Here is a 14,006-nt window from a genome sequence, read left to right as displayed (position 1 = left end):
CCAACCCACGCGCCGGGGACCCGCCCCCGGCCACGGTCCAGCTCACCGCCCGCGCACGGCGACGGTCGCCGCAACTTACGCGGGTATTACCCGAGGGGTCAACTGGAACGGTGAACCGGCTGGACCAAACTACATTCGTCGGTGATCGCAGGTCTACGCCGCCGCGCGGACCGCCGCGTTCGCGGCGCCCGTGCCGGTCGCCCGGTTTACCGTTCCCCCCGTTCCCTCTAGGGAGACCGTACCGCGCCGACGGTCACTTTCGCTCGCGGGGTGATCAGGACGGCGGCCCCCGCTCCCTGCAGCGTCCTGACGAGGCCGCCCGGGATGTTGAGCGCGGTGGTCATCGTGTGGGGGTCGCCGATGGCGAGGAACCGGTACGGGACGGACAGGGGCCGCCCGTCGATCAGGACGCCGTTCCGGTCGTCCGTAAAGTAGGTGTCGACGCCGACGCGGACGTCGTCGACCTGGACGACCTCGGCGCCGGCGTCGCGGAGCTCCTGCAGCGCGTCCAGCAGGTTGACCGCTTCGACGCGGTTCCCCGGGTCGCTGATCACCAGTTCGATGCCGGGGCCCTCGGCGGGGAGCGTCCCGGCGAGGAGGCCGTAGGCGGTCGCCCGCTCGCGGGCCTCCTCCAGGGCGGTGCCGCCCTCGGCGTCCCGCTCCAGCCGGGCCCTGGTGGTCTCCAGATCGCGCAGGTCGGCCCTCAGCCGCTCGGACCGCTGGCCCAGGTCGGCCAGTGTCCCGACGAGCTCGTCTTGGCGCGCCGTGGCGAACGTGGAGTCGCGCTCGGTCGACCGCACCTGCGCGGTGACCGCGAAGCCGAGGACGAGGCACAGCAGCCCGCCGGCGATCTGGCCGGCGCTGATTCGCGGACGCAAGAGACCGAGGAGGCCGCGCAGCCCCGCCGGGCGCCCTTCCGCGCGCTCGCCGCCGGTCATGCGCCGAACAGCTTCCGCCGGATGCCGGCCACGTTGGAGAAGATCCGGATGCCGAGCACGACCACGACGCCGGTGGACAGCTGCGAGCCGACGCCGAGCTGGTCGCCGAGGAACACGATCAGCGCGGCGACGACGGTGTTGCCGGTGAACGAGACCACGAAGACCTTCTCGTCGAAGATCCCCTCCAGCCGTGCCCGGACGCCGCCGAACATGGCGTCGAGCGCGGCCACGATCGCGATGGGCAGGTAGGGCTGGAGCCAGAGCGGCACGTCCGGCTGCAGCATCAGTCCCAGCGCCACGCCGATGACGAGGCCGATCAGCGCGATCACGCTCGGGTCACCTCTCCCCCGCTCACCGGCGGCCCGCCCGCCGGCCGCCCGCTCACTGGCCGTCCTCCGGGCGGGGGGCGGCGTACCGCAGCAGGACCGCGCTCCCGGCGGGCAGCCTGGCCCCGGACGTGCCGCGCACCTCGTACCGGATCCCGAACCGCTCGCGCAGCGCGGCGAGCCGCCGGTCGGCGGCCGAGCCCGCGAAGGCGTCCCGCAGGCGGTCCGGGTCGCCGAGCGCCGTCACCGCGTACGGGCCGGTCAGCGGCCGGTAGTCGACCAGGATCGCCTCGCCGGCCGCGCGGATCGCGGTGGTCGGCGTGAGCCGCTGACCGTTGACGCCGATGGCCTCGGCACCGGCCGCCCACAGCCCGTTGACCAGGACCTGGAGGTCCTGATCATAGACCCGGCCGCCGCCGGTGGCCCGCCGCCGGGCGGCCGGCCCGGCGGGCGGCGCGTCGGCGAGCGCGACCACGATCCCGGCGCCCGCGGCGGGCAGCGCGGCCGCGGCGGCACCGGCCCTCGCCAGCCGCCGGCGCACGCGGCGGCCCTCATCGCTGCGGGCGAGCGCCGCGGCCCGGCTCCGCTCGGTCCGGGCGCGCAGCCGGTCGACGCGGTCCTGGAGGCGGTCGGTCTCGGCGGTGCGGGCATGGATCTCGCCGATCAGCCGGGACCGCTGCTCGGCCGCCACCGGCTCGCCGCGGCGCACCTGCGCCCCGGCGACGGCGATCAGCGTCCCGGCGAGCACGAGGACGAGCAGGACGCCCGCTCCCCGGGCCCGCCGGGGCGGGGAGTCCCCGGAGGCGGCCCGGCGGGCCGCGGCCTCGGCGTAGCCGGGGTCGAGGACCTTCCCGGCGAGCAGGTCGGCGAGCAGCGACATCGAGGCGTCCGGCCGCCGGCCGCCGGGCTCGTCAGGTCGTGCGATCACCGCCCCATCATGGCAAGCCGCGCGGTCACGCGGCGGCGGGGCGGTGGAGGCCGATCTGCAGCGCCAGCCCGGCGAGGACGGAGCCCATCAGGTAGCGCTGGACGCGCTGCCAGCCGGGGCGGCGCGCGAGGAAGGCGGCGATGCCGCCGGCGCCGAGGACGATGAGGCAGTTCACGGTGATCGCGATGGCGATCTGGAGCAGGCCGAGCAGCATGATCTGGACGGCCATGCCGCCTCGGCCGGGATCGGCGAACTGCGGCAGCAGCGACACGTACAGGATCGCGATCTTCGGGTTGAGCAGGTTGGTGACCATGCCCATCGTGAAGAGGCGGCGCGGCGGGTCGGCGGGCAGCTCCTTCGGCGCGAACGCCGTCGTGCCGCCGGGGCGCAGCGCCTGCCAGGCGAGCCAGAGCAGGTACGCCGCCCCGGCCAGCTTGATCGCCGTGTAGAGGGCCGGGACCAGCGTGAAGACGGCGGTGAGCCCGGCGGTGGCGGCGGCGACGTAGACCAGGAAGCCGGCGGCGACGCCGCCGAGGGAGATCAGCCCGGCGCGGCGGCCCTGCGTCACCGACCGCGACACCAGGTAGATCATGTTGGGGCCCGGGGTCAGGACGAGCCCGAGGGCGAAGGCGGCGACGGCCGCGGCGGCGGTGAGCGAGATCATTGCACTCCGTATCTGGGGATATGTACGACGCTAGATCTCCGTGAATGCTCAGTGCAATACTATGGATTGAACTCGGAGCAATGTGAGGGGTGCATGGAGGATTTCCGCCGGGTCGCCGACGAGGTGGCCGCCGACATCGCCGCCGGGCGGCTGCGGCCCGGTGACCGGCTTCCGCCGCAGCGGGCCTTCGCCCGCGAGCGCGGCATCGCCGCCTCCACCGCGAGCCGCGTCTACGGGGAACTGGCCAGGCGCCGCCTCGTGGTCGGCGAGGTCGGGCGCGGCACGTTCGTCCGCGCCGCCGAGCCCGCCCCCGTCCCGGCCCTCGCCGAGCCGTCCGCGGCGAGGGTCGACCTGGAACTCAGCTATCCCCTGATACCGGAGCAGAACGCGCTGCTGGCCGCCGGGATGGCACGGCTGCTGCGCCCCGACGTCCTGGACGCGGCGCTCGGGCCCGGGCGTGTCACGGGCACCGCCGCCGCCCGGGAGGCCGCGGCGGCCCTCCTGGCCGCGCCCGGCTGGCGTCCCGCCCCCGAGTCCGTCCTGTTCGCGGGGAACGGCCGGCAGGCGATCGCGGGCGCGGTGTCGGCGCTCGTGCCACCGGGCGGGCGGCTGGCCGTGGAGGCGCTGACCTACCCGGTGGTCAAGGGCGTCGCGGCCCGGCTCGGCGTGACGCTCGTCCCGGTCGCGGCCGACGAGCACGGGCTGCGTCCCGACGCCCTCGCCGACGCGCACCGCGCCGCCCCGCTCGGCGCGCTCTACGTCCAGCCGACGCTCCACAACCCGTCCGGGGCGACGATGCCGTGGCAGCGCCGCGTCGAGATCGCCGGGACCCTGGAGCGGCTCGGCCTCAACGCGATCGAGGACCGTGTCTGGGCCTTCCTCCGCGAGGACGGGCCGCAGCCGCTGGCGAGCCTCGCTCCGCGGCACACCGTGCTGGTCGACAGCCTGTCCAAGCGCCTCGCGCCCGGCCTGAGCCTCGGATTCGCCGTCCCGCCCGCCGGGCTGGCCGGACGCGTCGCCGCCGCGCTGCGCTCGGGCGCCTGGGGACCCGCCCGCTTCGCGCTCGACGCGGCGACCGGCTGGATCACCGCCGGCACGGTCGAGGCGATCGCCCGCGCCAAGCGCGCGGACGCCGCGGCCCGCCGGCGGCTCGTCACCGGGCGCCTCCCGGGCGTCCGGTCCGGGCCGTGCTCGTACTTCTGCTGGTGGGATCTGCCGCCGCAGTGGCGCGCGGAGACGTTCGTGGCGGCGGCCGCGCGCCGCGGCATCGCCGTCACCCCCGCCGCCGCCTTCGTCGTGGGAGCGGGCGCCGCGCCCCGCGCCGTCCGGGTCGGCCTGGCCTCGCCGCCGCTGGACACCCTGTCGCGCGCCCTGGGCGTCCTCGCCGAGATCGCCGCCGGCAGCCCCGACGACACCCCCGTCGACTGATCGAGAGCGGAGGACCGGAACCGCCGGCCGAGCCGCGGGCGTCAGGAGCCGGCGCTGTCGACCACGGCGGCCCACTCCTCCAGGAGGGCCTGGGCGGCGTCCGCGTCCGGGCCCTCGGCCCACAGGTGGGTGACCGCTTCGGCCGGGTCGGGCAGGACCAGGATCCAGCGGCCGCCGTCCTCCACCACGCGGACGCCGTCGGTGGTGTCGATCGTGCGGTCGCCGGCGGCCTCCACGACGTGGCGCATCACGCTGCCCTTGGCCGCCCACGGCGTCGGGACGGAGCGGCGCAGGAGATGGGCGTCGGGGATGCGGCGGTCGATCTGGGACAGCGTCAGGCGGGTGCGCGCGACGAGCCCGACGAGGCGGACGAACGCCGCGATCCCGTCGACGGTGCCGCTGAACTCGGGCATGAGGAAGCCGCCCCGGCCGTCCCCCGCGAAGATCACGCTGGGCTGCGCGGCGGCCTTGGTGAGGACGTCCTGGGAGGTGGACGTCCACTCGACCTGGACGCCGTGGAACCGGCAGACCTGCTCGGCGACCCGCGTCGTCGTCACCGGCAGCGCGACCTTGCCGCCGCGGCGCTCGGCCGCGACCAGGTCGAGCATCACGAGGAGGGCACGGTCGTCGCCGACCAGTTCGCCGTTCTCGTCCACGAGGGAGATGCGCTCCCCCACCGGGTCGAACCGGACGCCGAACGCGGCCCTCGACGAGGAGACCAGGCCGCCGAGGCGCTCCAGGTCGCGCATCCGCTCGGCGAGCGTCTCGGTCGGGTTGGCCTCGTCCAGCCCGGCGTTGCGGGTGAGGACCTCCACGCCGACCTTGCCGAGCAGGTTCGGCAGGACGAGGGACGCGACGCCGCCCGCGCAGTCCAGGACGATCTTCAGCCCGGCCTCGCGGACGCCGCGGATGTCGACGCGGCGCAGCAGGTCGCGGGTGTAGGTCTCGACGACGCGCGGCGGGTAGGTCAGCTCGGCGATCTCGCCGGGGAACGCGCGGCGGTACTCCTGGCGGCCGAAGACGCGTTCCAGCTTGCGCTGCGCGCCCTGGGACAGGTCGGCGCCGCCCGCGTCGAGGAACAGGATGTCGACGCCCTGCGGGTCGCCGAGCGTGGTGCGGATGTAGATGCCGCCGACGGCGTCCTCGCGGCCGGTCTCGAACCGGGCGACGGTGAGCGGGGTCGCCTCCAGGTCGTTGACGTTGATGGCGCTGGCGGTGAGCGCGCTGTTCACGGCGCGCTTGAGGGTGCGGGCGGCGCGGGAGACGTCGCGTCCGGTGACGACCGTGGAGCCCTTCTTCAGGGTCGTCGCGTAGGCGCTGGCGAGCCGCACCGCGAGCTCGGGCGTGATCTCCACGTTGACGAGCCCGGACACGCCGCGCGGCCCGAACAGGTTGCGCTGGCCGCGCGACTCCCAGATCACGCTGGTGTTGACGACCGCGCCGGCCTCGATGGTCTTGAACGGGTAGACCTTCACGCCGCTGGAGACGTACGCCTCGGCCTCGATGACGCACTCGTCGCCGATGACCGCGCCCTCCTCGACCCGGGCGCCGGCCATGATGTCGGTGTTCTTGCCGATGACGCAGCCGCGCAGGTTCGTGGACGGCGCGACGAACACGTTGTCGTGCACGATGGCGCGGTGCAGGAACGCGCCCTCCTTCACCACGACGTTGCTGCCGAGGACGGTGTACTCGCGCAGTTCGACGCCCGCCTCGACCTTGGCGTAGTCGCCGATGTAGAGGGGTCCCTTGAGGACGGCCTCGGCGTCGACTTCGGCGCCCTCGGCGACCCACACGCCCGGCGACATCTCGAAGCCGTCAAGTTCGATGCCGACCTGGCCTGAGAGCATGTCGGCCTGGGCCTTGAGGTAGCTCTCGTGGGTGCCGACGTCCTCCCAGTAGCAGTCGGCCACATACCCGAACAGGCGGGCGCCCTCGGCCAGGAGCTTGGGGAACACGTCCCCGGACCAGTCGACGGATTCACCCTCCGCGACGTGTTCGAGGACCTCCGGCTCCATCACGTAGATGCCGGTGTTGACGGTGTCGGAGAAGACCTGCCCCCAGGTGGGCTTCTCCAGGAACCGCTGCACGCGGCCCGCGTCGTCCACGATGATGATGCCGAATTCGAGGGGGTTGGGGACCCGCTTCAGCCCGATGGTGACGAGCGCGTCGTTCTCCTTGTGGAACCGCACCATGTCGGTGAGGTCGATGTCGGTGAGCGCGTCGCCGGAGATCACGAGGAACCGGTCGTCGCGCAGCGCCTCCTCGGCGTTCTTGACGCTGCCGGCGGTGCCGAGCGGGATCTCCTCCGTCGCGTAGCTCAGCGACATGCCGAGCTCCTCGCCGTCGCCGAAGTAGTTGCGGATCAGCGCGGCCAGGAACTGGACGGTGACGACGGTCTCGGTGAACCCGTGCCGCTTCAGCAGCCGGAGCACGTGCTCCATGATCGGCCGGTTGACGAGCGGCAGCAGCGGCTTGGGCTGGTTGGCGGTCATCGGACGCAGCCGCGTCCCCTCGCCTCCCGCCATCACGACGGCCTTCATCGGGGGGTCTCAGCTCCCTTCTGGTCGCCGGCCGGCGGTTCCGCGCCCGGATCGCCCCGGCCATCCGGTTCATCCGCGGTGTCCGGCCCCGGGGCCGGGGGCGAGCCGCGGCCGGCCAGCACCAGTTGCCGCGTCTGCGTCCAGTAGAGGACGGCGGACCACCAGTACAGGCCCGTCCCCCAGATGGCGAAGGACCATCCGGCGACCTTCGCCACGGTCGCCGCGCCGCCGCCGTGGTCGCCCAGGAGCAGCAGCGGGAAGGAGTACAGCAGGCACATGGTGCCCGCCTTGCCGATGAAATGGACGGGGAGCGTCCCGCCGTACCCGAGCCGCCGGACGATCGGCGCGATCGGCAGGATCGCGAACTCCCGCGCGACCAGCAGCACCACCAGCCACAGCGGGATGATGTCGCGGATGGTGAGCCCGATCAGCGTGGCGAGGATGTAGAGCCGGTCCGCGGCCGGGTCGAGCACCGTCCCGAGCTTGCTGGTCTGGTCGAGCGCCCGCGCCAGCTTGCCGTCCAGCCAGTCGGACAGGCCGGCGAACACGAGCACGCCGAGCGCCCACCAGTCCAGCTCGGCCAAGACGAGCCACAGGAAGAGCGGGACGCCCACGAGCCGCGCCATGCTCAGCACGTTGGGCACCGTGATGATCCGGTCCTGCGGGGCCTCCTGCAGTGTGCTCACCGACGCGTTCGCCTCCCCTGGTCCCCCTTGATCCTGACCCTACCGGTAAGGGTTTGAAAGCCCCCGATAGCGTCCATCCATGAGATGGACGGTGCACGGGGAGAGGCCGGTCTACGAGAGCCCCTGGATGGACATGCGGCTGGCCGATGTCGAACTCCCGGACGGCCGCCGGTTCGACCATCATCTCGTGCGGGTGCGGCCCGCGGCGACGGTGGCGGCGGTCGACGGGGACGGCCGGGTGCTGCTGATCTGGCGGCACCGGTTCATCACCGACCAGTGGGGTTGGGAGATTCCCGGCGGACGTGTCGAACCGGGCGAAGACCCCGCCGAGGCGGCCGCGCGGGAGCTGGTGGAGGAGACCGGGTACCGCGCGGGAGCCGTCCGGCATCTGCTCGACCTGCGGCCCTCACCCGGCGTTCACGATGGCATCAATCACATCTACCGGGCGGACGGCGCGGAGCGGATCGGCGAGCCGACCGACGTGGAGGCCGAGCGGATCGAGTGGGTCCCGCTGGCCTCGGTCCCCGGCCTCGCCGCACGCGGGGAGATCGGCTCGGCGTCGGCGCTGGCGGGCCTGCTCTACCTCGCCGCAGCGGGCTGACGGCGTCCGCGCACGGGCGCGCGGCGGTCACGGCGAGCCCGCCGCCGTCCCGCGCGAGGGCCGCCGAGACACGCTCCGCGACGGCGTGTTTGACAACACTGGTCAGGGTCTCCTGGGCGATCCGGCACGCCGCCGCGCCGGGTGGCTACGCGCCGGATTCGCCGGAGAGGATCGGTTTCACGTCCAGGACGGGGGTGCCGTCCAGGGCCTCCAGGTCGCGGACCAGCACGCGGCGGCCGGTCACCTCCAGGATCTCGACCGGGTGCAGGCCGATCGGGTTGGGGCGGTCCGGGGAGCGGGTCGCGAAGACGCCGCGCATCGGGACGGACGTGTCGTCGCGCGGATGGACGCTCAGGACGTCGCGCGGCGACAGGTGCAGCCACGTCAGCACGAAGACCCGGTCGCCCGGCTGGAGGCCCTCCAGCGCCGGGAGCACGGCCGGTTCGAAGACCAGCCACGCCTCCGGCCCGCCCTCCGTGCCCTGCTTGGGCGCGGACGCCCGGTCGGTCAGCGTGGACGAGACATGGCCGACCGGGGTCAGCGCGAACTCCTGGTAGGGGTCGATCATGCCCCGATCCTCTCAGGTCGCCGCGCGGGCGCGTTCTACCCCGGGGGCGGCGGTTGCGGCAACGGGGGTGCGGCGGGTTAGCGTCGGGCACGACAGATCGCGGGGGTCCGGCGAACCGGGCTGAGATAGCGGCTGGGACGGCCGCTGACCGCATGAACCTGACCGGGTAATGCCGGCGTAGGGAGAGATCGAGTCGTCATGACAGAACGTGTGGTTCCAGCCGCCCGCAAGACCTACCTGCAGGGCTCGCGCCCGGACGTCCGGGTCCCGATGCGGGAGGTGCCGCTGACCAACGGCGACGCCGTCGTCCTGTACGACACGTCCGGGCCGTACACCGATCCGGCCGCGGAGACCGACGTCCGCCGGGGACTGCCGGCGCTGCGGGAGGCGTGGATCGCCGAGCGGGGCGACACCGCGCCGTACGAGGGGCGCGCCGCGGATCTCGAGGGCGGGCTCCGGGCGCCCGTGCGGGAGGACTCCCTGCCGCGCCGGCCCAGGCGCGCGACCGGCGGCGCGGTGACCCAGCGCGCGTACGCGCGGCGGGGCGAGATCACGCCGGAGATGGAGTTCGCGGCGCTGCGGGAGGGCGTGAGCCCGGAGTTCGTCCGGGACGAGCTGGCGGCCGGGCGGGCGGTGCTGCCCGCGAACGTGAACCACCCCGAGATCGAGCCGATGGTCATCGGCCGGAACTTCCTGGTCAAGGTGAACGCGAACATCGGCAACTCGGCGGTGGCGTCGTCGATCGAGGAGGAGGTCGAGAAGATGACGTGGGCGACCCGGTGGGGCGCCGACACGATCATGGACCTGTCCACCGGGAGCGACATCCACACGACGCGGGAGTGGATCCTGCGGAACTCGCCGGTGCCGGTCGGGACCGTCCCGCTGTACCAGGCGGTGGAGAAGGCCGGCGGCGACCCGGCGGAGCTGACCTGGGAGGTCTTCCGCGACACGGTGATCGAGCAGGCCGAGCAGGGGGTGGACTACATGACCGTCCACGCCGGGGTGCTGCTGCGGTACGTGCCGCTGACCGCGCGGCGCAGGACGGGGATCGTGTCCCGGGGCGGGTCGATCATGGCGGCGTGGTGCCTGGCCCGTCACGAGGAGAACTTCCTCTACACGCACTTCCGGGAGCTGTGCGAGATCTTCGCCGCCTACGACGTCACCTGGTCGCTCGGGGACGGCCTGCGCCCCGGCTCCATCGCGGACGCCAACGACGAGGCCCAGTTCGCCGAGCTGCGCACGCAGGGCGAGCTGACGGGGATCGCCGCCGAGTACGGCGACCAGGTGATGAACGAGGGGCCGGGCCACGTCCCGATGCACAAGATCAAGGAGAACGTCGACCTGCAGCAGGAGTGGTGCGGCGGGGCGCCGTTCTACACGCTCGGGCCGCTGACCACCGACATCGCGCCCGGCTACGACCACATCACCTCGGCGATCGGCGCCGCGATGATCGGCTGGCACGGGACGGCGATGCTCTGCTACGTCACGCCGAAGGAGCACCTCGGGCTGCCGGACCGCGACGACGTCAAGGCCGGCGTGATCGCCTACAAGATCGCCGCGCACGCGGCCGACCTGGCCAAGGGCCGTCCCGGCGCGCAGGCGTGGGACGACGCGCTGTCGGACGCGCGGTTCGATTTCCGGTGGGAGGACCAGTTCAATCTGTCCCTGGACCCGGACACCGCCCGCGCGTTCCACGACGCGACGCTCCCGGCGGCCCCGGCGAAGACGGCGCACTTCTGCTCGATGTGCGGCCCGCACTTCTGCTCGATGAAGATCACCCGGGACGTCCGGCGCTACGCCGACGAGCACGGGCTGGACGGCGACGCCGCCCTCGCCGCCGGGATGCGGGAGAAGTCCGCGGAGTTCAAGGCCGCCGGCGGGCGGGTGCACCTGCCCCTCTCCCCCGGCGCTTCCTGACGTAAGCGCAGGTGGGCCCAGGCCCGCCGCGGCGGCGGCTGCGGCGGGCCGCGCCATCCCGGCGCGGACCGGGCGGACCGGCGCGGCTACTATCGAGGGACCGTTCCAAAGCCGCGGATCCCCCCGAATCGCCGCAGGCCCGTACCCGCCGGGAAAGGACCAACGACCCACGTGACCAGCGACGACACGCCGAAGGCCCCCGCCCGCGCGGTGCGCGCCGACGTGCGCCGCAACCGGGCGCGGCTGCTCGCCGCGGCCTACGAGACGTTCCAGCGCGACGGGGCCGACGCGTCCCTGGAGGGCGTCGCCCGCACCGCCGGCGTCGGCATCGGGACGCTCTACCGCCACTTCCCCACCCGCCAGCACCTCCTGGAGGCCCTCCTCGCCGGCGTCTACGAGGAACTGGCCGCGGCGGCCCGCGACCTCCTGGTCTCGCCCGCGCCCGGCGAAGCCCTGATGACGTGGCTGCGGGCGTTCGTGTCGCAGGTGACGGTGTTCCGCGGGCTGGCGGCGTCGGCGGTGGTGTCGCTGCGGGACGGGCGGCCGGAGCCGTCGCCCGCGCGGCGGGCGATGTGCGAGGCGGGCGAGGCGCTGTTCACCCGCGCGCAGCGGGCCGGGGACGCGCCCGCGGGCACGGCGTTCGCCGACGTCCTGTGGCTCACCGGGGCGATCGCGGCGGTGACCGAGCGGGAGCCGGATGCGGCCGGGCGGCTGCTGTCGCTCGCCGCCGCCGGCATGGCGCCGGGCGCTCGCTGAGTCAGTTCGTCTCCGGCTCCGGCAGGATGCGGCGCGGGCCGCGCGGCGCCCCGCGCCATTTGCGCCACTCGCGCGGGTAGCCGACCGACACTTCGATGTGCGGGACGTCGCCGGTCCAGATCGTCCTAGGGATGTGCAGGTGCCCGTAGACGACGGACGCCGCGCGGAACCGGTCGTGCCAGTCGGCGGTGCGCTCGGTGCCGCACCACTGCGCGAACTCGGGGTACCAGAGGACGCGGGTGGGCTCGCGGACGAGCGGCCAGTGGTTGACGAGCACGGTCCGGGTCTCCGGCTCCAGGGCCGCCAGGCGCTTTTCGGAATAGGCGACGCGGGCGTCGCACCAGGCGTCGCGCGTGGGGTGCGGATCGGGGTGCAGGTAGACCTCGTCCGTGCACACGACGCCCGCCTCGTGCGCGACTTCGAGGGCCTCCTCCTTGGTGGACGTCCCGTCCGGGCGGAACGTGTAGTCGTAGAGGATGAACAGCGGTGCGATGGTCACGGGCCCGCCCTCGCCGTCCCAGACCGGGTACGGGTCTTCGGGGGTCAGCACGCCGAGGCCCCGGCACATGTCGACCAGCCGCCGGTACCTGGCCTCACCGCGCAGCCGCACCGGGTCGTCCTTGATCGTCCACAGCTCGTGGTTGCCGGGGACCCAGATCACGGCGGCGAAGCGCTCGCGCACGGTGCGGAGCGCCCACTCGACGTCGGCGAACCGCTCGGCCACGTCACCCGCGACGATCAGCCAGTCGTCCCCGGACGCGGGCCGGAGCCCCTCGACGAACGCGCGGTTCTCCGGGAATCCCACGTGCAGGTCGCTGATCGCGTAGACGCCGCCCATCCAGAGATCGTATGCCCCGCGAGTGCGGCGGCCCGCGCCCGGAAGCGGGCGCGGCCGCTTTCGGGGTCCGGTTCCGTGGTCAGTTGCTCTTCCCCCAGATGTAGACGCCCAGGCTCATCGCCAGGACGCTCGCCCAGCTGAACACGGCCCGGACGGTGTTCCAGGCGGTCCAGCGCCCGGAGTAGTCCGACCAGACCTTCGCGGCCTCGGCCAGGTCCTTCGGGATCGCCACGCCCTCCAGGTCGTTGTTCATGGGGATGTTCACCGCGAAGCTCGGGACGAGCGCGCCGGCGAAGTACACGCCCGCCGCGACGAAGAACAGGATCGCCGCGGACTTCTGGTCCAGGGTCAGCAGCAGCAGGCCCGCCGCGGCCGCCAGCACCGGGACCAGCAGGAACATCCCCACGAACACCGGGTTCTGGATCTTCTGGTTGATGGACTGCATGGCGTCGATCGCCGACCCCGGCTTCGCCGCGTTCAATCCCGGCATCACGCCGGCCGAGAAGCCGAAGAACGTCCCGGCCATGCCGGCCGCCATGATGAGGGAGAGCGTCACCGAGACGCCCGCGAGGGCAGATTTCATCGGATACCTACAGCGTGGAGACCCCGTCCTTGAGGGCGGGGAGGAAACGCGGCACGGTGCGGCACTTTGGCCTCCTGGTTTTGTCGGTCCGGGTTTTGTCGGTCGGAGTTGTGTCGGTGGTGGTCGGTAGGTTGCGGAGCGTGTCGCGGTACCGGTTGTGTCCGACCCCTGCGCAGGAGGCGGGGCTGGTGGAGCATTGCTCGCATGCCCGGTATGTGTGGAACCTGGCGGTGGAGCAGCACGCGTGGTGGACGCCGCGGCGCGGCCCGGCGCCGGGGTATGCCGCGCAGGCCCGCCAGCTCACCGAGGCCCGGGCCGAGTTCGGATGGCTGGCGGCGGGTTCGCAGACGGTGCAGCAGCAGGCGCTCCGGGACTTCGCCCAGGCCATGGCGAACTTCTTCGCCGGTACGCACCGGCGCCCCACCTGGCGCAAGGCGGGGGTGCACGAGGGGTTCCGGATCGTCGGGGCCCGCGGCCGTGCCTGGGAGGTGCGGCGGTTGTCGCGCCGCACCGGTGAGGTGCGGGTGCCGAAGGTGGGGTGGGTGCGGTTCCGCTGGTCGCGTCCCGTCCCGCCGGACGTGAAGTCGTTCCGGGTGACGCGGGACCGTGCCGGACGCTGGCATGTCGCGTTCGCCGCCGTCCCGGCCCCGGTTCCCGCGCCGGGCAATGGTGCGGCGGTCGGTGTCGACCGGGGCGTGGTGGTGTCGGCCGCGCTGTCGACCGGCCAGACCTCCGCTGTGCCGGGCCTGACGCGGGGGGAGGCCGAGCGGTTGGGCCGGTTGCTGCGGCGCCTGGCCCGCGCGGACCGGGGGTCGAACCGGCGTGCCCGCGTCAAGGCCGCCATAGCGCGGCTCAAGGCGCGTGAGGCCGACCGGCGCAAGGACTGGGTGGAGAAGACCTCGACAGAGTTGGCGCGCCGGTTCGACATCATCGCCGTCGAGGACCTGAACGTGCGAGGCATGACCCGCTCCGCCAAAGGCAGCATCGACGCCCCGGGCACCGGCGTCCGGCAGAAGGCCGGGCTCAACCGGGGCATCCTGTCCGCCGGGTGGGGCCGGCTCGTGGCCCGGCTGGAGGACAAGGCGCCGGGGCGGGTGGCCCGGGTCGACCCGGCGTACACGTCGCAGACCTGTAACGCGTGCGGGCACCGCGCCCGGGACAACCGCGAGAGCCAAGCGGTGTTCCGATGCGTCGCCTGCGGGCACCGGGCCAACGCCGACGTCAACGCCGCCC

14 protein-coding genes and 1 riboswitch are annotated in these 14,006 nt (G+C 73.7%); of the genes, 5 read left to right on the top strand and 9 right to left on the bottom strand.

Annotated elements, in window-relative coordinates:
• Positions 1 to 227: 227 nt before the first annotated feature.
• The 4 genes from AL2_RS32370 to AL2_RS32355 are packed head-to-tail and all read right to left on the bottom strand — an operon-like array spanning position 228 to position 2,856.
• A complete protein-coding gene (locus AL2_RS32370; protein WP_067640441.1) occupies positions 228 to 938 on the bottom strand; it encodes a DUF881 domain-containing protein in 711 nt (236 codons plus the stop codon).
• Complete coding sequence (locus tag AL2_RS32365; RefSeq protein WP_067640439.1) at positions 935 to 1,267, bottom strand: small basic family protein; 333 nt, start codon at positions 1,265 to 1,267, stop codon at positions 935 to 937. The genes AL2_RS32370 and AL2_RS32365 overlap by 4 nt, the downstream gene beginning before the upstream one ends.
• Before the next feature lie 52 nt (positions 1,268 to 1,319).
• Complete coding sequence (locus AL2_RS32360; RefSeq protein ID WP_083947127.1) at positions 1,320 to 2,192, bottom strand: DUF881 domain-containing protein; 873 nt, start codon at positions 2,190 to 2,192, stop codon at positions 1,320 to 1,322.
• Positions 2,193 to 2,217: 25 nt separating this feature from the next.
• Positions 2,218 to 2,856 carry a LysE family translocator gene (locus tag AL2_RS32355; protein ID WP_067640438.1) on the bottom strand — a complete coding sequence of 213 codons (639 nt, stop codon included), beginning with the start codon at positions 2,854 to 2,856 and terminating at the stop codon, positions 2,218 to 2,220.
• Between the two features lie 93 nt (positions 2,857 to 2,949).
• Here AL2_RS32355 and AL2_RS32350 point away from each other — a divergent pair, with 93 nt between their 5' ends.
• On the top strand, positions 2,950 to 4,284 hold the full coding sequence (locus AL2_RS32350) for an aminotransferase-like domain-containing protein (protein ID WP_067640436.1): 1,335 nt from the start codon (positions 2,950 to 2,952) through the stop codon (positions 4,282 to 4,284).
• A 41-nt stretch (positions 4,285 to 4,325) separates the two neighbouring features.
• On the opposite strand, the gene AL2_RS32345 is transcribed toward AL2_RS32350, so the two are convergent.
• Positions 4,326 to 6,824: a mannose-1-phosphate guanyltransferase gene (locus tag AL2_RS32345; protein ID WP_067640434.1), complete on the bottom strand. Its 2,499-nt coding sequence runs from the start codon at positions 6,822 to 6,824 to the stop codon at positions 4,326 to 4,328.
• On the bottom strand, positions 6,821 to 7,510 hold the full coding sequence (gene clsA, locus AL2_RS32340; protein ID WP_067640432.1) for a cardiolipin synthase ClsA: 690 nt from the start codon (positions 7,508 to 7,510) through the stop codon (positions 6,821 to 6,823). Before clsA ends, AL2_RS32345 begins: the two co-directional genes overlap by 4 nt.
• 79 nt (positions 7,511 to 7,589) lie before the next feature.
• Between clsA and AL2_RS32335 the strand changes: the two genes are divergently transcribed.
• Positions 7,590 to 8,111 (top strand): NUDIX hydrolase, encoded by a 522-nt coding sequence (locus tag AL2_RS32335; protein WP_067640430.1) that lies wholly within the window; start codon positions 7,590 to 7,592, stop codon positions 8,109 to 8,111.
• A gap of 145 nt (positions 8,112 to 8,256) precedes the next feature.
• Here AL2_RS32335 and tsaA read toward each other — a convergent pair whose 3' ends face one another.
• A complete protein-coding gene (gene tsaA / locus AL2_RS32330; RefSeq protein ID WP_067640428.1) occupies positions 8,257 to 8,679 on the bottom strand; it encodes a tRNA (N6-threonylcarbamoyladenosine(37)-N6)-methyltransferase TrmO in 423 nt (140 codons plus the stop codon).
• An 89-nt stretch (positions 8,680 to 8,768) separates the two neighbouring features.
• Positions 8,769 to 8,882: riboswitch (TPP riboswitch) on the top strand.
• Between tsaA and thiC the strand changes: the two genes are divergently transcribed.
• Both thiC and AL2_RS32320 read left to right on the top strand, forming a co-directional pair.
• Entirely contained in the window at positions 8,878 to 10,596 is a 1,719-nt protein-coding gene (gene thiC / locus AL2_RS32325) for a phosphomethylpyrimidine synthase ThiC (protein ID WP_067640426.1), read from the top strand. It overlaps the preceding riboswitch by 5 nt.
• Before the next feature lie 171 nt (positions 10,597 to 10,767).
• Positions 10,768 to 11,352, top strand: a complete 585-nt coding sequence (locus AL2_RS32320) for a TetR/AcrR family transcriptional regulator (protein WP_067640425.1) — start codon at positions 10,768 to 10,770, stop codon at positions 11,350 to 11,352.
• A 1-nt stretch (position 11,353) separates the two neighbouring features.
• Here the strand turns inward: AL2_RS32320 and AL2_RS32315 are convergent, their stop codons facing one another.
• Together AL2_RS32315 and AL2_RS32310 are read right to left on the bottom strand one after the other, a co-directional pair.
• Positions 11,354 to 12,190: a metallophosphoesterase family protein gene (locus AL2_RS32315; RefSeq protein WP_067640423.1), complete on the bottom strand. Its 837-nt coding sequence runs from the start codon at positions 12,188 to 12,190 to the stop codon at positions 11,354 to 11,356.
• A 79-nt stretch (positions 12,191 to 12,269) separates the two neighbouring features.
• Entirely contained in the window at positions 12,270 to 12,773 is a 504-nt protein-coding gene (locus AL2_RS32310; RefSeq protein WP_067640421.1) for an anthrone oxygenase family protein, read from the bottom strand.
• Between the two features lie 188 nt (positions 12,774 to 12,961).
• Between AL2_RS32310 and AL2_RS32305 the strand changes: the two genes are divergently transcribed.
• The coding region (locus AL2_RS32305; RefSeq protein ID WP_245667088.1) for an RNA-guided endonuclease InsQ/TnpB family protein at positions 12,962 to 14,006 on the top strand (1,045 nt) is incomplete at its 3' end.

The sequence above is a fragment of the Actinomadura latina NBRC 106108 genome (genome assembly GCF_001552195.1).
Lineage (GTDB): Bacteria > Actinomycetota > Actinomycetes > Streptosporangiales > Streptosporangiaceae > Spirillospora > Spirillospora latina.
Note: the sequence above shows the minus strand (reverse complement) of the source record. Positions and strands in the feature narration are given on the sequence as shown.

Bases quoted from the DNA above. Each gene is read 5' to 3' on its own strand.
- AL2_RS32370 (WP_067640441.1), bottom strand. From the start codon at position 938: ATGACCGGCGGCGAGCGCGCGGAAGGGCGCCCGGCGGGGCTGCGCGGC.
- AL2_RS32355 (WP_067640438.1), bottom strand. From the start codon at position 2,856: ATGATCTCGCTCACCGCCGCCGCGGCCGTCGCCGCCTTCGCCCTCGGG.
- AL2_RS32350 (WP_067640436.1), top strand. From the start codon at position 2,950: ATGGAGGATTTCCGCCGGGTCGCCGACGAGGTGGCCGCCGACATCGCC.
- AL2_RS32345 (WP_067640434.1), bottom strand. From the start codon at position 6,824: ATGAAGGCCGTCGTGATGGCGGGAGGCGAGGGGACGCGGCTGCGTCCG.
- AL2_RS32335 (WP_067640430.1), top strand. From the start codon at position 7,590: ATGAGATGGACGGTGCACGGGGAGAGGCCGGTCTACGAGAGCCCCTGG.
- tsaA (WP_067640428.1), bottom strand. From the start codon at position 8,679: ATGATCGACCCCTACCAGGAGTTCGCGCTGACCCCGGTCGGCCATGTC.
- thiC (WP_067640426.1), top strand. From the start codon at position 8,878: ATGACAGAACGTGTGGTTCCAGCCGCCCGCAAGACCTACCTGCAGGGC.
- AL2_RS32315 (WP_067640423.1), bottom strand. From the start codon at position 12,190: ATGGGCGGCGTCTACGCGATCAGCGACCTGCACGTGGGATTCCCGGAG.
- AL2_RS32310 (WP_067640421.1), bottom strand. From the start codon at position 12,773: ATGAAATCTGCCCTCGCGGGCGTCTCGGTGACGCTCTCCCTCATCATG.